We start from the raw sequence: 20,128 nt of genomic DNA, 5'->3' as shown, positions 1-20,128 counted from the left end.
CGTTGCTCACTAACTATTCAGCAGATATCTTTACCGATATCTTTGGCTTATGCCGAGCACCCCTGGCGATGTAAAGTCTACAACGTAGTTGGAAACTTACAAGTGTGAACTCCGTCAGGCATATGAAAAAAAAGGCTTTGTATACACAATATTTAACAATTCCGCTGATATTTTGTCCGATGCGATGAGGCTGAAAAGCGCGCCACACAGGCTTTGTCGCTGTATTTGGCGGATAAAATGCAAAAGCAAGCTTCAGGCAAAAATAATCCCAGGAATACTCTTAAAGTTACTCAATGATACAAATTTGAGTGAATTTTTATCCCGGAATGCTGTCTCGCAGCCAGAGGATCATGACGTACTGGACGCATAACAAAGCCGATCGCGTTGCCTTCTTCTGCTGCCATCACCAACCGGTGGTGTTCATCTTCGGTTAATTCTTCCGCATGCCAGCCAATGACGACGCTATAGTTCCCGGTGCGTAATGCACGGATCATTGATTCCAGCGTCAGGTCAGGTGAAAGCTGGTTAACTTGCATCACCTTGGCGAGTGGCAGACCAACGGATTGCAGCCATTCACGGCTCAGTTTCTGTTGTGGCGTCAGCCACAACTGCCAGCGGGACTGTTGGCCGAGTTGCTGCAACAAGGGCAATAAAAGAAGCTGCGTCATTCCTGGCTGATCTTCGCGATAAACCACTTCGCTAATAAGCCCGGACACACTGCGGGAGTGGTCAGCATGATTTAACGTAGTGAATGCGGAATCGAATGTTGTTGAACGCTTAGCATAGCCCGAAGTGTACATAATCAATCCAGCCCTGTGAGTTACTGTATAAACATACAGTATCCTCTAAATGTTCAAAGATCAACCTCAATTTCTGAAACTATCTCGCATTTTTGTTTTTGTCTTTACCGCACAACGTAAAATTCGCTTGCTGTCCCGCTCACAGTTGCCTATGTTCCTGCCTAACGAAACAGCTAACATCGTAGTGGCTTTACTGTGTGATTTATAAGGGAAAAATCATGGAAGACCTTTCTTATCAGTGTATACATCAATCATGTGAATGTCTGACATCGCTTGGCGAAATTCGTCACCGTGCTCATTTTGGCGGTTACAGCTTGTCGGTGGACGACACGGTTTTTGCGATGGTGGCCGAAGGAGAGCTTTACCTGCGGGCCTGTGAACAAAGTACTCAATATGCAATAACGCACCATGCGCCACTTTTAATATTCAACAAACGAGGACGGGAGGTTTCGTTAAATTACTATTTTGTGGATCAGGCGTTATGGAACGATCGCCCTATGCTGCTGGAACTTTCGGCATATTCTCTCGATGCTGCCCGGCGTGAAAAAGTGCAGCGCAGCGCCAGAAAACGTCTGCGCGATCTCCCTAATCTGACGTTCCAGATCGAAACGCAGCTTCGTGATGCCGGAATTATGGATATACAGACGCTGCGTCTTCTTGGTGCTAAGGCCAGTTGGCTCAGGCTGCGGAAAGCGAATCGCCATCTGGGTGTGAAAATTCTTCTGGCGCTGGAAGGCGCTATCGTAGGATTGCACGAAGCGGCGCTCCCGGCGCAAACGCGCCAGGAACTGATGGAGTGGTTCGCTATTGTGATGAAGAAAACGGCCAATCCTCACTGAACCAGTTGGCTTTTCAGACGGCAAACTTCCGGCAATAAGGCGATAAGCAGGCCTATCTGTTGAAGGACCAGCGGCTCTTTGCTATCCGGGCGTGGATCTAAATGTTTAATGCGCTGCGACAGGGAACTTAGCGTTTCCTGTACGCGCGCATGATCAGAAGGAAGGTGATGCAGGGCGTCGTCTACATAACAGACGGCGTCATCAAGCAGATGCAAAATGTCGGGATGTGCGAGCTGCTCGCGATGCGCGCCAAGTGCAGAAATATAACTGGTAAAAGTGTGGTTAAGGCACAGTAAACGGAATGCCACATCGCGGAGTTCAGGCGATGCGCCGGGTTCTGAAGACATATTGGATACGACCGACGCCAGTTCAGCATCACGGTTATAGGCATTGCGCCGGGCAATACGGTACGCCAGTCGGTTATCGCGCCCCTGATGGTACTGTTCCAGAATCGCGTCGAGGTAACGGCAGTTGGCATCGAGAGCCTGCTCTATCACGCGTGGCAGGTGGCGAAAACGCCAGTCAGGCCAGATAAAGCTTACCGCCGCCCAGGCAATCACGCAGCCTATCAGAGTGTCGATGATACGGGGAATCGCTACTTCAAAGCCCTCACCGAGCAGATTAAAGCAGAGCAGCACCAGCAGGGTGATAAACATCGTAGCATGCGCGTATTGCACGGTGCGAAAAGCAAAAAACAGTACGCCGGTAATGACGATCAGCACCAGTTGTCCTTCATGGGAAGGAACGAAATAGAGCACTGGCAAACCTATCGCCACACCTACCAGTGTGCCGATGACGCGCAGGGTCAAGCGATGGCGGGTGGCGTTATAGTTGGGCTGGCAGACGAAAAGACTGGTCAGCAGGATCCAGTAACCATGCTGTAAACCGGTGATCTGAATAAATGCGTAACCAACACACAGTACCAGCGACATACGTACCGCGTGACGGAAAAGTGCAGATTCCGGCGTCAGATTATTGCGTAGCCGCAACCAGATATCGCTAAAGCTGTTCAGGCTGTCATCGGCTAACTGATTTTCTGTCTCATTCAGAAGCTGGGACTGCGGTTGTTCCGTTTCGATCGTCGCTAATTGTGCGTCAATCGCCCGCAGGTTATCGAGCAGAAAACCCAGGGCTTTCAAATGATCTGCTGACGTCACACCGCTGGCGCGGATGCGATCTAACGCGGCATCAAGATGCGTAAACGCACGCTCGAAACGGGAATCATGTTGATAAGGCGTTCGTAGCAGAATGGCGTGTGAAAGCCTGTCGCAGGCCTGTGCTTGCATTGATAGCAGACGCTGAAAGCGGAACATCACATCGCTGTAACGGAAATGTTCGCGCAGCGTCTGGTATTGAATGTGCGATGAGCTGGCGCGTTCATGGATATCCTGCGCGGCAAAGTAGTAATGCAGGGACTGGCGTGTGCTTCGTTGTCCACGATCGCCACGCAGGCGTGTCAGCAATGTTGCTTTCGTTTGGTTGAGCGTGGCAACGAGCTGACCATTGGCCAACGCCAGATCGTAAAGCGGCGCCTGACTTTCATCTTCAATATCCGGATCAAACAGGCGTGATTTCAGTTCAAGGTAGTGCGCCAGTTGTCCATAACTGCGTGAAAGATTGTCCTGCAAAGCGCGAACGGGGAAAACCAGGTGCCCAACCAGCGTCAGGAAGTTAAACCAGATTGCGCCTGCCAGCAACAGTAGCGGTTGCTGATACCACTGCTCGAAAAGCGAAATCCCCAGCATGGTGTAAACCGCAATCAGCAAGGCACCAAAGGCTATGGTGGCGTAGCGCTGCCCAAGTCCGCCCAATAAAATAAAACCGCAGGTGGAGCTGACAAGCCCGATAGCAAACAGCCACGGCCACGGGAACAGCAATTCGACGGAGGCGGAAGCAATAAAAAAGGAGATCAGCGTGATGATCAGGTTCTTCAGCCGTCCGCTCAGGCGATCGTCCAGATCGGCCAGCGCGGCAGCTACGACGCCCAGCGTTAAAGGGATGGTCAGTTTGACCTCGCCAAGCAGCCAGGGGAGCGCTGCTGTACCGCAGAGGGCGATAAAAATTCTGACGTTATACAGCCAGGCGCTATTCCATGTGTAACGACGAAGCAGAGGGCTTAACATAGCGGCATTCGGTCCGGTTACTGAAAACGACGACGGGCGTTAGCTTCGCGGGCTGCGCGGGCGGTTTCGACAGAGACCACACGACGACCCACTGGCCAGAGCGCAATCGCCGCAATTTTAAAATTCGCCACGCCTACCGGGATGCCGATAATGGTGATGCACTGCGCAATACCGGCGGCAATATGCATGATGCATAACCACCAGCCAAACAGCACAAACCAGATGATATTCAGCGCCGTTCCCCCCACGTTTAGCAGGCTATTCTGGCGCTCCGGTTCCAGTTCATCTATATGGATCGCTTCATTTCCCCACGGAATAAGCGAGAGCTTCGTGATTTCCCAACAGGAACGCGTCAGCGGCAGCGTTACAATCAGCACGATACTGACCACGGTTGCCAGCAACCAGCCCAATGTGGTGGCAAAACCACCAAGAACAAAGTTCAGAATATTCAGAACAGTACGCATAAAACCTCAGAACAACCCTATGAGTGGTATATCCCGGCAATTGTAACGACTTTTTGGACTGGAGCGCCAATTCTCTGGCAGGTAAACTGACTTTTATTGTCACAGGCTGAGAACGATAAGTCATGGAACTGAAAGCGACTTCACTGGGAAAACGGTTAGCCCAGCACCCGTACGATCGCGCGGTAATTCTGAACGCGGGCATTAAAGTCACGGGTGACCGGCATGAATACCTTATCCCTTTTAATCAGTTGCTGGCAATTGAGTGCAAACGCGGGCTGGTCTGGGGTGAGATGGAGTTTCAGCTTGCCGATAAGAAAGTGGTACGCCTTCACGGCACGGAGTGGAGCGAGACCCAACGTTTTTATCACCATCTTAATGAGCGCTGGAGTAAATGGGGCGCGGAGATGAGCGAAGTGGCGGCTGGCGTGCTATCGGAACAGCTTGAGCTTATTGCCGGGCGTGTCGATCGGGCGAAATGGCTGACGCGCAAACAGCTTACCGGGCTACAACAGCAGTTGCAGCAGGCTTTTACTGCGCTACCTATGCCCATAAGCCGACTGGCGGAATTTGAGAACTGCCGCGAGCTCTGGCAGCAGTGCCAGGCGTGGCTGAACGATGTTGAAGAACGAAGGGCGCAGCATAATAAGGCCTATACCGAGGCGATGCTTACGCAATATGCCGCCTTTTTTGAGCAGATAGAAAGTTCTCCGCTTAATCCTTCGCAGGCGCGAGCCGTAGTGAATGGCGAACAGTCGCTGCTGGTGCTGGCCGGAGCGGGCAGCGGTAAAACTTCCGTGCTGGTGGCTCGCGCTGGCTGGCTGCTTACGCGCGGCGAGGCGGCTCCCGATCAGATTTTATTATTAGCTTTTGGCCGTAAGGCTGCCCAGGAAATGGATGAGCGCATCCGCGAACGGCTGCACACCGAAGAGATTACCGCGCGGACTTTCCACGCGCTGGCGCTGTATATCATCCAGCAAGGCAGTAAAAAAGTGCCTGCGCTGAGCGAACTGGAGAACGATACTGCCGCGCGCCTGGCGCTGCTTACGGAAACCTGGTGTCAGCAATGCAGCGAGAAAAAAGCGCAGGCGAAAGGCTGGCGGCAATGGCTGGAAGAGGAGATGAACTGGGACGTGCCGGAAGGCAATTTCTGGGAAAATGACAAACTCCAGCGCCGCATCGGGCCGCGTCTCGATCGCTGGATCGGGCTGATGCGAATGCATGGCGGTGCGCAGGCTGAAATGATTGCCGACGCGCCAGAAGAAGTGCGCGACCTGTTCAGTAAACGTATTAAGTTGATGGCCCCGCTATTGAAAGCATGGAAAGCAGCGCTGAAGGCGGAAAACGCGGTCGATTTCTCCGGTCTGATCCACCAGGCTATCAATGTGCTGGAGAAAGGGCGTTTTATCAGCCCATGGAAGCATATCCTGGTGGATGAATTTCAGGATATTTCCCCACAGCGAGCGGCGCTGCTGGCGGCGTTGCGTAAACAAAACTCGCAGACTACGTTGTTTGCCGTCGGTGATGACTGGCAGGCTATCTACCGGTTTAGCGGGGCGCAACTTTCGCTGACCACCGCGTTTCATGACTACTTTGGCGAGGGCGATCTTTGTGCGCTCGATACCACTTACCGTTTCAATTCGCGCATCGGTGAAGTGGCAAATCGCTTTATTCAGCAAAACCCGTGGCAACTGGCGAAACCGCTTAACAGCCTGACCGCTGGGGATAAACATGCGGTAACGCTGATGGCTGAGGATCAGCTCGACGCCTTACTGGATAAACTCAGCGGCTATGCGACGCCCGAGGATCGCATCCTGGTGTTGGCGCGCTACCATCACCGTAAACCGGAAAGTCTCACGAAGGCGGCAACCCGCTGGCCGAAATTGCAGCTCGATTTTATGACCATTCATGCCAGTAAAGGTCAGCAGGCAGATTATGTGATTGTGGTGGGGTTGGATGAAGGGCAGGATGGTTTTCCCGCGCCGGCACGCGAGTCGATTATGGAGCAGGCGTTGCTACCTCAGACAGAAACGTTTCCTGATGCGGAGGAGCGGCGATTGCTGTACGTGGCGTTAACGCGGGCGCGTAAGCGTGTCTGGCTGCTATTTGATAAAGAAAACCCGTCGCGCTTTGTCGATATCCTCAAATCGCTGGATGTTCCTCAGGCAAGAAAACCCTGACTACAGGCGGCCTTTGCCGCCTGTGCTTACTTCAGCCGTTCGGCCAGATAGCGTTGATAATCCGGAATCAGAATGTCGACGGTGTCGTTGAATTGCGGCGAGGCGATAATAAAGTCTGCCGTCGATAAGTTAGTCGCTACCGGGATGTTCCAGACCGTCGCCAGGCGCAGCAGCGCTTTAACATCCGGATCGTGCGGAACGGCATTCAGCGGATCCCAGAAGAAAATCAGCACGTCGATTTTCCCTTCTGAAATCAACGCGCCTACCTGTTGGTCGCCGCCCATAGGGCCGCTCAGCATGGCGTTCACTGCAAGCCCTGTCGCACGCTGTATCAAATTACCGGTCGTGCCGGTGGCATAAAGCTCATGTTTTGCCAGCACCGGCTGGTGCCGCTCTACCCACTTCATTAACGATTGCTTGCAGTGATCGTGCGCCACCAGCGCAATATGTTTGCGCTCGGGTAGGGTGCGAGTTGTTGATTCCATCATCGGTTCCCGTCAGTTATTTTCGCTACAGATTACTGGAAGCGCCTGATGCTGCAAGAGAAGTAGATAAAAAAATCTGAAAATGGTTGAGAGGCTCTGTTTGACGTACACTTTGGGAAATCGCCCGGAGGAAACCATGAAAGAAACCGATATCGCCGATATTTTACAATCGACCCAGACTATTGCGCTGGTGGGAGCAAGTGATAAGCCTGACCGCCCGAGCTATCGCGTGATGAAATACTTGCTGGATCAGGGGTATCACGTGATCCCCGTTTCGCCCAAAGTCGCCGGGAAGACGCTGCTTGGGCAGCAGGGGTATGCCACGCTCGCGGAAGTGCCGGAAAAAATCGATATGGTGGATGTCTTCCGCAACTCTGAAGCAGCCTGGGGTGTGGCGCAGGAAGCCATTGCTGCTGGTGCGAAAACGCTGTGGTTGCAGTTAGGAGTGATTAACGAGCAGGCGGCAGTGCTAGCGCGTGAGGCAGGATTACGGGTGGTGATGGATCGTTGCCCGGCGATTGAAATACCCCGGTTGGGCCTGGCGAAGTAAAAAAATACCCCGCAGTCGGCGGGGTATGTTCAGTTACGCAGGCGTGGCGCCTGGAGTTGTCTGCGGATGGTGCGCGCCAGCTCGTCCATTGAGGGTTGTTCCGGGTGCTCATCCATCACTTCACTGGTGAGTTGCGCCTCCGCAAGGTAGGTATGAACCGCCTGGCCGTCGTCATCTTCCATAACGACATGATACCAGGGCAGAGCGCGTAACTCGTCGTTTACCGCCAGCTCATCCGCCGACGGCTCCTCAAGTGAATATTCAGGGTCGATATCGACCACCACGCCAAGATATCCCAGCAGCGAATGGCGAACCTGCTGACCGATACCGAATTTGCTGGCTATCATTGTCACCTCCCGGGAACCTTCTGTTCCCTCAGATATGAGGGTGCGGCTCCAAAATTCAAGTTACATGACGCGACAGGCAAACCCTTTTAAATACAGCCCTTCCGGGTAGGGAGCGATCACAGGATGATCGGCGGCCTGACGGAACTGTTCTATAAATTGTACATCACGGCCTGCATCTATTGCGGCATCGGCGATGATTTTCTGAAATAAATCGGTGGTCATCAAACCAGAACAGGAAAACGTCAGCAGTACGCCGCCCGGGTTCAGTAACTGAATCGCCAGCATGTTAATGTCTTTATAACCGCGACATGCACCCATCAACTGGCTCTTGTTTTCAACGAACTTCGGCGGGTCCATCACGATCACATCGAAGGTTTCACCCCGATCGCGGTATTTGCGCAGCAGCTTGAACACATCATCGCGGACAAACTCGGCTTTACTCAGATCAAGCTTGTTGAGCGTGACGTTCTGTTTCGCCACATCCAGTGCTTCCTGGGAAGTGTCCACGCTAACCACCTGGCGGCAGCCGCCCATTAGCGCAGAAACGGCAAAGCCGCCGGTATAGGAGAAGCAGTTCAGAACGCGTTTATCAGCGACATAGCGGCGGGTCGCCAGGCGGCTGTCGCGCTGATCAAGGTAGTAGCCAGTTTTATGGCCGCCCTGAATATCGACATACAACTTCATGCCGTTCTCTTCGATGGGCAGCAACGCAGGCGGCAGCTCACCGAGAACAGGGCCCTGCGTCAGTTCCAGCCCCTCTTTTTTACGCACAGCGACATCGCTGCGATCGTAAACAGAACATTGCGGATAGAGGGTTTGCAGCGCGGAGAGAAGTGCCGGACGCTGGTATTCTGCGCCTGCGCTCAGCAACTGCAATACAAGGAAATTACCAAAGCGGTCGATAGTCACGCCGGGCAGCCCGTCGGATTCCCCGGCAATCAGGCGATAGCTGTCCAGCCCGTCGCGCTGCGCCAGCCAGTCACGCCACTGCTGAGCCTGTTGCAGGCGACGCGTAAAGAAAGCGATATCAATACTTTCATCTTTATCGAACGTCCAGACGCGAGCGCGAATTTGCGAGGCAGGGGACAGCGCTCCACGCGCCAGCCATTTGCCCTGGTGATCGACGATATCAACGGTTTCTCCGAGGCTGGCTTTGCCCTCCATCCGTGCGACTGCACCGGAGAAAACCCAGGGATGACGGCGCAGCAACGATTTCTCGCGCCCTTTGGCTAACACTAAACGTACGCTCATAATTTGTTATGCTTTATTGCTAAGAATTGGGCGTCATTTTCCGGGTTAGTTCAGGGAAATGCAACGAGTTCGAGTAATCTCAGGCTTTGTAAACGTTGATATGTGTGCTTTTCCTGATATCGCAATCATCATCTGCCTGCAATCTGGAAAGAGCGATATTTATTCTCAGATGCTCTATAAATCATTAGTGTTTTTAATCTGTGGTGTTTTATAGCTATTTTTAAACGCTACCCAGAATAAGCTCGTTATGATTACCTCACATTTGATTGTTTTTTATCGCCGATAAGTCAAATCTAAAACTAATCCATGATTTTTATCTGAATGGTCAGAGTGATGATTGAAAAAAGTCATTCTTCGCTAATAATTTAAAAAAACCTCTGTCAGGTCTTTTAAAAATGAAAAGAAAACTATTTTTTTCTTTTTTGTTAACTGTGGGTGGGTGTTCTAATTATTATCCTCTGCCAGTAGCTAAACCCAGTCAATATGATGTGGAAAAACAATCGCAACTCAATAAATGCGCTAAGGATTCAAAACAATGTGAAAGTAGTAATGACACAAATAGTGAGCGGAAAAATCTGGCTAAGCAAAAAATTTTGCCAGAAATTCCTCAGACGTATACTAATATGCTCAGCTTTGCGCTTGCATATCGAGATGTATGGCACGAGAAATATTTAAAGCTGGTTTCACAAACCTATGTAACCAGCGAGATTGGTTTTCTTGGCACTTTAACGGCGTTAATCGCTGGGGTAAGTGGTGCAACAACAACTGCATGGGTGGGTGGTGGCGTGGCAGCGGGTACTGTATTGGTACCAGAACGATACCAATACAGTGTGCAGATTTATAATTATAAAAGTGCGGCTGAAACCGCACAATGTATCTATTCAGCGTTGGAGCTCCTTGATGTTAAGGTCGTTGAATATATGTCAGATACCGATTTCGCCAGAGAGATTGGACAATATGAATACCGGAAAATGCAAGATGTCACTTACGCGCTTGAGAATAAGCAAGCTGCGGTGTCACTGATGACCCCTGATTTAACGGCCTTTCAACAGATGATTGGCAAGGGGAAAAATACTACTACCGGGCCCCATATTCAAGGAGCGAAAAGCCCTGAGGAACTGTATAAAGAGAATATGCAGGAAAGTAAACAAAAAATTATCGACGCCTTAAATTTATGTACAGCCGCTGTTTCTGGAAAATAATATATTTGTAATGTTAACTCTGTGAGGTAATTATCATGTCTGATTATTCTTATAATCATCCTTTATTTGGTGATGTTTTTTATACAACTGCGCACACGCCAGCAATTTTTGGCGATGATATAAAATTCACCGCTGGGTTTGATTTTCATGATCTTGCTACAATTCATATCCCTCAACTTGTCGGGAGGTTGAATTTATTGTCTGATATTTATTTTCACAAAAAAGCACATCAACAACTTCTTGATGCATTTATTGAAATTGAGCAAGCTGGCCTGTTAGATGTTATCAAAGAATTTAATAGTGTTTTTAGTATGAGATTACGCAGACCCACCAGTGGTGTATTTAGCTCGCTTCCTTCAAACCACGCCTTTGGTATTGCTATTGATATTAATCAAGGGGATGGCGGGAATGGGATCACATCAGCGCCTCTTGCTCCCATTTTTGCAAAATATGGCTTTGTTTGGGGAAATAACTTCACCTCCCCGGATCCCATGCATTATGAAGTGAGCCAGTTTTATAGTTGATTTTTATAACATGATGTTGAAGCCTGAGGCGTTATGAAAAATATATTGCGATATAGAGACAGGTGACCAGAGATAATCGACACCTGCGCAAGGCGTGCACACTTGCCAGCATTAAACGTACGCTCATATTCGGCTATTCTGTAAACTGAAGAAAATGGGTGCTATTGTCACGGGTTCACCGGTTAAATGCAACGCGCCAGCACAGAAAGGGGAACAAGATGACACAAGTTTGCACAATTGCCTGGGTACACGGAATGGTGCAGGGCGTCGGCTTTCGTTACAGCACGCAGCATGAAGCTCAGCGTCTGGGGCTAACGGGATATGCACGTAATCTGGACGACGGCAGTGTCGAGGTGGTGGCTTGCGGAGAAGCAGAAAACGTTGACAAACTGGTAGCATGGCTGAAAGCGGGGGGACCGCGCAGCGCTCGGGTTGACAGAGTGCTGACTGAACCGCATCAACCCGGCAGAGAATGGACGAACTTTGGTATCCGCTATTAAATACATTTCACCGGTTTAGGCAGGCCGGCGATTTTCGTCGCCTGTTTTGCCGGGCCTTTCGGGAACAGGCGGTACAGATAGCGGCTATTGCCTTTCTCTTCGCCAAATTTATTCGCCATTGCTTTTACCAGCATGCGAATGGCCGGCGAGGTATTAAATTCCAGATAAAATTCGCGCACAAAGCGCACCACTTCCCAGTGTTCCGGGGAGAGTGAAATGCTCTCTTGTTGCGCAATAACCTCTGCCAGAGTTTCGCTCCAGAGGGTGGTATCTTTCAGATAGCCTTCGCTATCGGTCTCAATTTCTTTGCCTTCAAACATCAACATAGTTTTTCACAACGTCAGCCAACAACGGCGGCAGTGTAGCAAAAAACAAAGCCCCGCATAAGCGGGGCTTGTTGCAAAGCAGTGCCGTTTAGTCTCTGCTGGCAAAACCGAGGATGCTCAGCAGGCTGACAAAGATGTTGTACAGCGACACGTACAAGCTGACGGTTGCGCGAATATAGTTCGTTTCGCCGCCGTGAATGATGTTGCTGGTTTCAAACAGAATCGCGCCGCTGGAAATCAGGATAAACACGGCGCTAATTGCCAGGTGCAGTGCCGGTAGCTGCAGGAAGATGTTTGCCACCATACCGATCAGCACAACCACTACGCCCGCCATCAGCATACCGCTGAGGAAGGACATATCTTTGCGCGTGGTCAGCACGTAAGCCGAGCAGCAGAAGAACACCAGCGCAGTACCGCCGAGCGCCAGCCCGATCACATCACCCATACCGGCTGACAGATAGGCGTTCAGGATGGGCCCAAGGATATAACCCAGGAAACCGGTGAAGGCGAACGCCGCCAGAATACCGGTTGGTTTGTTGGCCAGTTTATAGGTCAGGAACATCAAACCGTACATCCCCACCAGCGTCAGGATCAGCCCCGGCGAAGGCAACATCAGTACAGTGCTGGCTGTGGCGGTGATAGCGGAAAACGCCAGCGTCAGGCTGAGCAGAAAATAGGTATTGCGTAAAACTTTGTGCGTGCTGAGCAGGGAACTCCGGTCACGCGATGAAGTAATAATACGATCCATGAGTCACTCTCTTATGACAGATGTAATTGTTTGCCGAGTCTAGAAAAGACTGGCTTTGTAACAAAGTTGTTTTACCCATCTTTACTCATAAAGCAAGGTTACCAGCACAATATTTCCTGCGAAGAAATGTGCTCCAGGCAGCATAAAGGGATTAATGTGAAGCATAACCATATTGGTGTCTTATATGTCACTGAAATCTATTGCTATATAAATCGTTGGGCGCTAAGAGTGTTAACGCGTCGGCATACTATAAATGAATAAGGTGAAAAGGACATGAAACCACAACCACGTAATCATATTGCACTTTCTCTGCTGGCTGTCGGCATTCTGAGCGCATGCAGTGGCGCGTTTGCCGCAACCGTGCCAGCGGGAACTGTACTGGCAGAAAAACAGGAACTGGTACGTAACAATGGCAGCGAGCCCTCTTCACTGGACCCGCATAAAGTAGAAAGCGACGTCGAATTTAATATTATCAGCGATATCTTCGACGGGCTGGTGGCAGTCAGGAATGACGGTTCCATCGAACCGCGCCTCGCGGAAAAATGGGAGAACAAGGACAACACGGTCTGGGTATTCCATTTGCGTCCGGGCATCACCTGGTCAGATGGTACCGCCATCACCGCGAAAGATGTGGTCTGGAGCTGGCAGCGTCTGGTCGATCCGAAAACCGCATCGCCTTACGCCAGCTATCCTGGCAACATGCACATTCTGAATGCGGCGGAGATTGCATTAGGCAAGAAATCGCCTGATACGCTGGGCGTAAAAGCGCTGGATGATTCAACGCTGGAAGTCACGTTGTCGCAGCCAACGGCCGCGTTCCTGGCGATGCTGGCGCACCCGTCGCTGGTGCCGGTCGATCCGGTGCTGATTAACCGTTTTGGCGATAAATGGACCAAACCGGAGCATATCGTTACCAGCGGCGCGTATAAGGTCACCGATTGGGTGGTCAACGAACGCATCGTTGCCGAGCGCAACGCACGCTACTGGAACAACAAACAGACGGTAATTAATAAAGTCACCTATCTGCCCATTAATGCCGAAACGGCGGATGTTAACCGCTACAAAGCGGGTGAAATCGATATTACTTACACCATTCCGGTGAATCAGTTCGCGCAATTACAGAAAACGCTGGGCGATCAGGTACATGTCGCACCGCAACTGGCGACCTATTATTACGAGTTTAATACCACCAAAGCGCCGTTTAACGATCCGCGCGTACGCCGCGCGCTGAATATGGCGCTGGATAAGGACATCATCGCCGATAAAGTGATGGGGCAGGGGCAGCGTCCGGCTTGGGTTATCAGCCAGCCGCAAATCGGCGGCGTGAAAATCGCGTCGCCGGATTATGCGTCATGGCCGCGTGAAAAGCGGATAGCCGAAGCGAAAAAGCTGCTCAGCGAAGCCGGGTTCAACGCGTCGCATCCGCTGAGCTTCAATCTGCTTTATAACACCATGGAGACGCATCAGCGTATTGCCATTGCCGCCAGTTCAATGTGGAAGAAAAACCTCGGCGTGGAAGCGAAGCTGCAAAATCAGGAGTGGAAAACCATGCTGGATACCATGCATACCGGTAATTTTGATGCGGTACGCTACGCATGGATTGCCGACTATGATGATGCCGCGACCTTCCTGAATAACTTCCGTACCGGCGACAGCGAAAACACCAGCAAGTACAGCAATCCGGCGTATGACGAAGCGATGCAAAATGCGGCGAAAGCGAAGGACGTTGCTGAACGTGGGAAATACTACCAGCAAGCGGAAGATCTCCTCGCCCAGGATGTTCCGGCCATTCCGGTCTACCATTATGTGCGTACACATCTGGTGAAACCGTGGGTTGGAGGTTTTGCGCCTGACAGCCTTGGTGTCTATCAGACAAAAGATTTGTACATCAAGAAACACTAAGTTTTGCCGGGAAGTGTGCTGAATAAACGATCATAACGCTGATATTTCAGACAAATAACACGTTTTTGATTGTTTTTCAGGCAAACAAACATTCTCAGTCTTTACAGACGCCCCGGGGATGTTTATAGTGCGCCTCATTCCGGAAGTGTGGCCGAGCGGTTGAAGGCACCGGTCTTGAAAACCGGCGACCCGAAAGGGTTCCAGAGTTCGAATCTCTGCGCTTCCGCCAGATTAAACAAGGGGTTACCGAAAGGTAACCCCTTTGTTTTTCTGGCTCCTGTCTACTCGCCTGAGAAATTCTCCCTTCCCGCGCTCATTTTCCTTTTACGTCAGCGTGAAAAGGGATATCCAGCCATCGAGAAATTTTCCCGTTCCTGCTGTGAACAGGCTCTTCCTGCGGCTGGAAAGATCCTGTATCAGGGCTGCTGTAAGCCGCTTCTTTGTTTAATCCACTCCTTATACCTGCCGGGTGACATGCCCATCACGCTAATGAAGGCGCGTCGAAAGGCCGTTTCGTCACTGTAACCGCATTCGCCGGCAATCTGCGCTAACGTTTTTCCCGGTTTTTCCAGCAACACGGCTGCGTTTTCAATGCGCGCCCGGGTGATAAAACTTTTGGGCGTTTCCTGAGACAATTCCCCCATTTTCCTGTGCAACGTTCGTGAAGACATATTCAGTTGTGCGGCGAGTTGCTCAACGGAGATAGCGATGTGTTGGTAACGAACAATATCTGGCACCATTGGGCTGGCTGGCGGTAAAAAAGTTATCGTTGTATCCGCGCGGGGTGGTTTTTACCATCAGACGCCGCTTCAGAGCATGGATTTTCAGGAAAACTATCTGGCTTCGTTTTTTGGTTTTCTGGGAATCAGTGATATCGGGTTTATTCGCGCGGAAGGAGCCTCAAAAGGTGAGGAGATTAAACAACAAGGAATTGCCAGCGCGATTGCTTCTATTAACGACACCCTGCAAAAGTTTAATTTAGTATGAGGGAATAAATAGCTTACATAGCGTAACCCTGAGAATCGCCTTCAGGCTTCTCAGGGTTTACGGTTCTTCTTAAGCAAGAAAAAACGCAATCTGATAGATTTCACTTTATTTTTTTACTTACAAAACATCGGAAAGCATCTTCCAATTCATCAATATTTTTGGATAAGTTGAGGGGGATATTTTTAAATTATTTATTGACGAGCGATAAGAAATAAATAAACGATCGATCGCCCCTTTTCTGATAGTTATCACCTATCGTAATGGTGTTTTTTGAAGTTTATTCCGATCAATACCTAAGAGAAATCATTATCCTGCCGATATTTTTCTATGCCATCTGCGACTGCGCAGTTGGTGTGCTTATTAATTCACTAAGGAAAGATAATGAAAAACAAAGCTACCATAGTAAAGCCGACAGGTATAAGTATCAGAAATAAGATTATTTTTTCGTTCGGTATTCTGATCGTGTTACTGGCTTTCATTGCCGGAAATGCGCTATATCGACTGGATGAAGCCAAAAATAAGATCTCAAAAATTGTCACGGAGGATTATCCCACCACGGCAATGGGCAATAATCTTATCAGAGAAGTTAATACATCAACGACTCTGTTCCTCAATGCATTAATAGAGAAAAATCCGCAAAAGCAAAGCCAGTTAATGCAGGAAGTGACTGCACGATCGGAAAAAATCAACGAACTCTATAAACAGCTCAACACGGCGGCAGACGATGCAGCATCCCAGGCGCTTTTAGTCAATGTTACGGACATGCGAAAGCTATATATCCAGTCGCGTAATAAGGTGATACAAAATATCCAGTCAGATCCTGTTTCAGCAATTGAGGAATATACCAATAATACGCGCGGAAAAGAATTGCAGTACATTGATAAAATTAATGCCTTTATCAATCTCCAGCGAGATGAAATGCAATCGTCATATACTGATTTTTTGCATGATTATAGTACGTCAAAAATGGTCATGATTATTATCGCGATAGTTTGCCTGATTCTTGGCGCCACCATGGCGATTGTTATTTCACGCGCTATTGTTATTCCGATTAAACATGCGGTTGAAGCTGCTACGCGTATCGCCGAAGGCAATCTTGGGGAAGAGATAAAGGTGACATCAAAAGATGAAACCGGGCAACTGACCAGCGCTATTTCTCATATGCAGGATGAATTAATAAAAATTGTCACGGAAATACGTGGCGGAGCCGAAAATATTGCGACCGGCGCGTCTCAAATTATGGCCGGAACCCGTGATTTATCAGCCCGTACGGAAGAGCAGGCCAGCTCTATCGAACAGACTGCATCGTCAATGGAACAGATTTCCGCAACGGTAAAAAATACTGGCGATAATACGGCGAATGCTTCACAACTTTCGGCGAGAGCGAGTAATGCGGTGACGGATAACGGAAAATTGATGGCTTCGTTAACGCAAGAGATTCAGAATATCAGCAGCTCCGCAGATAAAATGTCTGACATCATCAATCTGATTGATTCCATTGCCTTCCAGACCAATATTTTGGCACTTAACGCTGCCGTTGAAGCGGCGCGCGCGGGTGAACATGGTAAAGGGTTTGCCGTCGTGGCGCAGGAAGTTCGCAATCTGGCCCAGAAAACGGCCAATTCGTCGAAGGAGATCAGGACGTTGATTGAGAACTCAACGCAGCAAAGCGTTCGCGGGCTGGAGATGGTACGACAGGTAAACGGAAAAATGGATGAACTGGTACAAAATGTCGATAGCGTCACCAGTATTCTAAGAGAAATCGAGCAGGCCAGCCTTGAGCAAAGCGATGGCGTTCATCAAATTAATATTGCCATCGGGCAGATCGATACGACGACGCAGCAGAACGCCGCGCTGGTAGAGGAATCGGTTGCCGCTTCTGAGATGCTTAACGAACAGGCCAGAGTCATGCAAGATCTGGTCAGCGTATTCCGGATTCCACAACATGCCTGATAGCGCAACACGTTAACGAGTTAATTAATCTTCACCGGTGAAAGAGAGCTGTTTCTTTCACCGGATAAGATTAAGGTCATTCTTAACGCACTATTTTCGGGGACAGAGTGGTTATCACGTCATCATGTGTATGTGCGTTGGCAAATGCACTGCGCTTTCAATTTCAGACGTGCGGCGCGATTTGTCAGCGAGCGACAGGATATCACCTGTGAAATATCCTGCGCCCAGGTCCTTTATTTTTTCAGCAGACGAGGCAACTGGTTCTCCAGTTCAAGCACGCAGGCATCCATCATTTTCTGCGTCTCTTCGCTGACTTTCGCGTAGTTATTGGCTTTCCAGTCGCTTAACGGCGCGGTTTTCACCGGCGGTGCGCATTCAGCAGTGATATTAGCGCTGAAGGCGTTTCCACCTTCAGGGCGTTTAAAAAACTGCACCCGGTAGGTGAGATCATAATTGCTGTTTTTGGCTGACATATCGGTATAAATCAGTGACCACTGAGTTGCTGCGATATAGAGCGTTTCCTGATAGGCGTAACCGCCGCCATTTTTTTCCAGCCAGTCGTGAATTTTGGCCTCCGCTTTCGGCGCTAAATAGCGTGCGGTGGGTTCACGCATGGTATCAATAGAGGTCCCTTTATAGGTATTTTTATCGAACACATTACCCTTCACCCCTCCGCCAAGAACCGCGCCCAGTACGGCAAGCCCCATCCCGGCGCTTGACTGTACGGGGGAGACCTCACGTAGCAGAGGATCCGGATTGAGGTTGTTGTTCATTTGGGGAGTGGCAAACATGGTGTCAACACTCACTTTGCTGCCGTTACTTGCGGTCACTGCATGAGACGTCGTATTGGTTGCGCAGCCGCTTAACAATGCTGCGGATAAGGCACCGGTAATCAAAAACTGAATTTTCATGTTTTCCCTTTCTCTATTATTAAAATTAACGCGCATCAATCGTTTGCTTATTAAATTGCCCGGCAAGGTTTCTCAACACCGGGACGCGTTATCTCATTAGCGGCAGCAACACTAAAATCTTTATAAGAAATTTTCGTTAAGTTTTATTTTCTGTTAATTATTTTAGTGGCAAAATAGCACGAATAGACAAGATTTAATTCAATGGGTCAGTGTAATGGTGATATAAATTTAGCGCCCAAAGTAAAACTTGTGAATATAAAATCTGTTTTTCGGTTGGATTAATTGTTGTTATTTTTTGTCTTTAGTAACATCCTTAAAAAGGAGAATTAAAACACACTCATTGATTAATTTGCTTTATGGCAGGGATGACATCACCGTTGAATTACATTCGTAGTTCGGCTCTTTTTTTATTACTCGCGTTTACGGCACAGGCGGCGCCATTATCTCCGGCAGACCGTGACGCTGTCCGTCAACAGCAGGAACAGCTGCTTCGTCAGAGCCAGCAGCAGCGTGATGAACTGGAGCGCAGCACCACGCTGCCGCGCTCAGGCCAGAGTACGTCTGCCCCGCAGGCCGCTGGCCCCTGTTTTGATATTCACACCATCATCCTTTCCGGCGTGACGCTTATCAGCGAAAAAGCGCAGCAGAAACTGACTGCGCCCTGGCAGAATCAGTGCCTGAATATGGCGAAAATAACCGAACTGACCGCCGCGATTTCCGACTGGTATATCAGCCGGGGATATATTACCAGCCGCGCTTTTCTCACCGAGCAGGATTTATCGCACGGCGAATTACGCATTGTCGTGCTGGAAGGGAAATTACGCCATATCCTGCTGGAGGGGGAATCACCGCGCATGTTGAAAATGGTTTTCCCTGGCCTGGAAGGGAAAATCCTTAATCTGCGGGATATCGAACAGGGGATGGAACAAATAAATCGTCTGCGGCGTGAACCGGTGCAGATCGATATCGTTCCCGACAGTGAACCGGGTTATTCCAGCGTGAATTTAACCGCCACGCCGGAATTTCCGTTAAGTGCTTCGGTTTCGCTGGATAACAGCGGGCAGAAAAGTACCGGTGACGATCAATTAAATGGTTCGCTGACCGCCAGTAATTTGCTGGGGCTGGCGGAGCAGTGGCAGGTGAGCGGCGGGCGCAGCAGCGATTTCGCCACTGGCTATGACGCGCAAAATTTTCAGGCCGGGTTCAGCATGCCGTACGGTTACGGCCTGCTCGATTACAGCTATGCCTGGAGCAACTACCGCACCACCCTTATCAATCAGGGCTTTCCGTGGATCTCCACCGGTGACACCAAAACGCACCGCCTGAACGGTTCGTGGGTGGTGTTCCGCAACGGCAATATCAAAACCGCATTTACCGCCGGCGTCACACAGCGCTCCTCGCGCAACTGGCTCAACGACGCGCCGCTGGTCAGCAGCACGCGCAATCTCTCCAGCCTGCAACTGGGCATCAGCCATACGCAGAAAGTACTGGGCGGTGTGGCGACCTTCAACCCGACCTTCAGCCACGGCATGCCGTGGTTTAACGCCGCAACCGACGAAGGCAAAAGTGGCGATGAACCCCGCGCGCAGTTCCGCAAAGGGAGCCTGAGCGCCAGCTTCCAGCGCCCGTTCAGCGCCGACATCGTCTGGCTCACCAGCCTGTATGCGCAGTGGTCGCCGGACAGGCTCTACGGCAGCGAACGCCTGACGCTCGGCGGCGAAAGCTCCGTGCGCGGTTTTAAAGAACAGTATCTCTCCGGCGACAACGGCGGTTACTGGCGCAACGAACTCAACTACGTACTGTTCACGTTGCCTCTGTTCGGGCAGATCAGCGCCACGGCGGCGGTGGATGGCGGCTGGCTGGAAAAAGACCGGCTCGATCGCTACGCCTCCGGCACGCTGTGGGGCGCGTCTGCAGGGCTTGGCAGCGCCGGACGCTGGTTCGCCAGCCAGATCTCCGTTGGCACGCCGCTGCATTACCCCGACTGGCTCGGCCCCGATCACGTCAGTGTTAACTGGCGCGTTGCTGTCACGTTTTAA

19 protein-coding genes, 1 tRNA gene and 1 pseudogene are annotated in these 20,128 nt (G+C 50.4%); 11 read left to right on the top strand and 10 right to left on the bottom strand.

What is annotated here, in order from left to right; all coding sequences use genetic code 11:
* Positions 1-290: 290 nt before the first annotated feature.
* Entirely contained in the window at positions 291-800 is a 510-nt protein-coding gene (sulA, locus tag AWR26_RS16470) for an SOS-induced cell division inhibitor SulA (RefSeq protein ID WP_064567443.1), read from the bottom strand.
* A gap of 218 nt (positions 801-1,018) precedes the next feature.
* On the opposite strand from sulA, the gene AWR26_RS16465 reads away from it, so the two are divergent.
* Positions 1,019-1,639 carry a TfoX/Sxy family DNA transformation protein gene (locus AWR26_RS16465; RefSeq protein WP_064567441.1) on the top strand — a complete coding sequence of 207 codons (621 nt, stop codon included), beginning with the start codon at positions 1,019-1,021 and terminating at the stop codon, positions 1,637-1,639.
* Here AWR26_RS16465 and yccS read toward each other — a convergent pair.
* Positions 1,633-3,762 carry a YccS family putative transporter gene (gene yccS / locus AWR26_RS16460; protein ID WP_064567439.1) on the bottom strand — a complete coding sequence of 710 codons (2,130 nt, stop codon included), beginning with the start codon at positions 3,760-3,762 and terminating at the stop codon, positions 1,633-1,635. The two genes, AWR26_RS16465 and yccS, sit on opposite strands and share 7 nt — an antisense overlap.
* 17 nt (positions 3,763-3,779) lie before the next feature.
* Complete coding sequence (locus tag AWR26_RS16455; protein WP_064567437.1) at positions 3,780-4,226, bottom strand: YccF domain-containing protein; 447 nt, start codon at positions 4,224-4,226, stop codon at positions 3,780-3,782.
* Between the two features lie 122 nt (positions 4,227-4,348).
* Between AWR26_RS16455 and helD the strand changes: the two genes are divergently transcribed.
* Entirely contained in the window at positions 4,349-6,403 is a 2,055-nt protein-coding gene (helD, locus tag AWR26_RS16450; RefSeq protein WP_064567435.1) for a DNA helicase IV, read from the top strand.
* 26 nt (positions 6,404-6,429) lie between these two features.
* Here helD and mgsA read toward each other — a convergent pair whose 3' ends face one another.
* The gene (mgsA, locus tag AWR26_RS16445; protein WP_064567433.1) at positions 6,430-6,888 is read right to left on the bottom strand and encodes a methylglyoxal synthase; all 459 of its coding nucleotides are present in this window, start codon (positions 6,886-6,888) and stop codon (positions 6,430-6,432) included.
* A 136-nt stretch (positions 6,889-7,024) separates the two neighbouring features.
* Here mgsA and AWR26_RS16440 point away from each other — a divergent pair, with 136 nt between their 5' ends.
* Positions 7,025-7,438 carry a CoA-binding protein gene (locus tag AWR26_RS16440; RefSeq protein ID WP_064567431.1) on the top strand — a complete coding sequence of 138 codons (414 nt, stop codon included), beginning with the start codon at positions 7,025-7,027 and terminating at the stop codon, positions 7,436-7,438.
* A gap of 29 nt (positions 7,439-7,467) precedes the next feature.
* On the opposite strand, the gene hspQ is transcribed toward AWR26_RS16440, so the two are convergent.
* Both hspQ and rlmI read right to left on the bottom strand, forming a co-directional pair.
* Complete coding sequence (gene hspQ / locus AWR26_RS16435) at positions 7,468-7,785, bottom strand: heat shock protein HspQ (protein ID WP_007374192.1); 318 nt, start codon at positions 7,783-7,785, stop codon at positions 7,468-7,470.
* A gap of 60 nt (positions 7,786-7,845) precedes the next feature.
* Positions 7,846-9,036, bottom strand: a complete 1,191-nt coding sequence (gene rlmI, locus AWR26_RS16430; RefSeq protein ID WP_043954005.1) for a 23S rRNA (cytosine(1962)-C(5))-methyltransferase RlmI — start codon at positions 9,034-9,036, stop codon at positions 7,846-7,848.
* 395 nt (positions 9,037-9,431) lie between these two features.
* On the opposite strand from rlmI, the gene AWR26_RS16425 reads away from it, so the two are divergent.
* The 3 genes from AWR26_RS16425 (at position 9,432) to yccX (ending at position 11,262) form a co-directional block, all read left to right on the top strand.
* Complete coding sequence (locus tag AWR26_RS16425; protein WP_064567429.1) at positions 9,432-10,238, top strand: hypothetical protein; 807 nt, start codon at positions 9,432-9,434, stop codon at positions 10,236-10,238.
* Positions 10,239-10,273: 35 nt separating this feature from the next.
* The gene (locus AWR26_RS16420) at positions 10,274-10,762 is read left to right on the top strand and encodes a M15 family metallopeptidase (RefSeq protein WP_064567427.1); all 489 of its coding nucleotides are present in this window, start codon (positions 10,274-10,276) and stop codon (positions 10,760-10,762) included.
* A gap of 218 nt (positions 10,763-10,980) precedes the next feature.
* Positions 10,981-11,262 carry an acylphosphatase gene (yccX, locus tag AWR26_RS16415; RefSeq protein WP_007374194.1) on the top strand — a complete coding sequence of 94 codons (282 nt, stop codon included), beginning with the start codon at positions 10,981-10,983 and terminating at the stop codon, positions 11,260-11,262.
* Here yccX and tusE read toward each other — a convergent pair.
* Positions 11,259-11,588 (bottom strand): sulfurtransferase TusE, encoded by a 330-nt coding sequence (tusE, locus tag AWR26_RS16410; protein ID WP_064567425.1) that lies wholly within the window; start codon positions 11,586-11,588, stop codon positions 11,259-11,261. The two genes, yccX and tusE, sit on opposite strands and share 4 nt — an antisense overlap.
* Before the next feature lie 88 nt (positions 11,589-11,676).
* Positions 11,677-12,336, bottom strand: a complete 660-nt coding sequence (yccA, locus tag AWR26_RS16405; protein ID WP_064567423.1) for an FtsH protease modulator YccA — start codon at positions 12,334-12,336, stop codon at positions 11,677-11,679.
* A gap of 273 nt (positions 12,337-12,609) precedes the next feature.
* On the opposite strand from yccA, the gene AWR26_RS16400 reads away from it, so the two are divergent.
* The gene (locus AWR26_RS16400) at positions 12,610-14,238 is read left to right on the top strand and encodes an ABC transporter substrate-binding protein (protein WP_064567421.1); all 1,629 of its coding nucleotides are present in this window, start codon (positions 12,610-12,612) and stop codon (positions 14,236-14,238) included.
* A gap of 141 nt (positions 14,239-14,379) precedes the next feature.
* Positions 14,380-14,467 (top strand) — tRNA-Ser (locus AWR26_RS16395).
* Between the two features lie 187 nt (positions 14,468-14,654).
* Here AWR26_RS16395 and AWR26_RS16390 read toward each other — a convergent pair.
* Positions 14,655-14,963: pseudogene (locus tag AWR26_RS16390) on the bottom strand (helix-turn-helix transcriptional regulator); the annotation flags it as partial.
* Between the two features lies 1 nt (position 14,964).
* On the opposite strand from AWR26_RS16390, the gene AWR26_RS16385 reads away from it, so the two are divergent.
* Both AWR26_RS16385 and AWR26_RS16380 read left to right on the top strand, forming a co-directional pair.
* On the top strand, positions 14,965-15,225 hold the full coding sequence (locus AWR26_RS16385; protein ID WP_322790460.1) for an NAD(P)H-dependent oxidoreductase: 261 nt from the start codon (positions 14,965-14,967) through the stop codon (positions 15,223-15,225).
* Between the two features lie 381 nt (positions 15,226-15,606).
* Complete coding sequence (locus AWR26_RS16380) at positions 15,607-17,178, top strand: methyl-accepting chemotaxis protein (protein ID WP_064567417.1); 1,572 nt, start codon at positions 15,607-15,609, stop codon at positions 17,176-17,178.
* Between the two features lie 233 nt (positions 17,179-17,411).
* Here AWR26_RS16380 and AWR26_RS16375 read toward each other — a convergent pair whose 3' ends face one another.
* Positions 17,412-18,089: a hypothetical protein gene (locus AWR26_RS16375; protein WP_064567415.1), complete on the bottom strand. Its 678-nt coding sequence runs from the start codon at positions 18,087-18,089 to the stop codon at positions 17,412-17,414.
* Between the two features lie 365 nt (positions 18,090-18,454).
* Here AWR26_RS16375 and AWR26_RS16370 point away from each other — a divergent pair, with 365 nt between their 5' ends.
* On the top strand, positions 18,455-20,128 hold the full coding sequence (locus tag AWR26_RS16370) for a ShlB/FhaC/HecB family hemolysin secretion/activation protein (protein ID WP_064569040.1): 1,674 nt from the start codon (positions 18,455-18,457) through the stop codon (positions 20,126-20,128).

Origin of the sequence: Kosakonia oryzae (assembly GCF_001658025.2) — a bacterium.
Classification (GTDB): Bacteria; Pseudomonadota; Gammaproteobacteria; order Enterobacterales; family Enterobacteriaceae; genus Kosakonia; species Kosakonia oryzae.
This window is presented reverse-complemented; position numbering and strand designations above follow the sequence as displayed.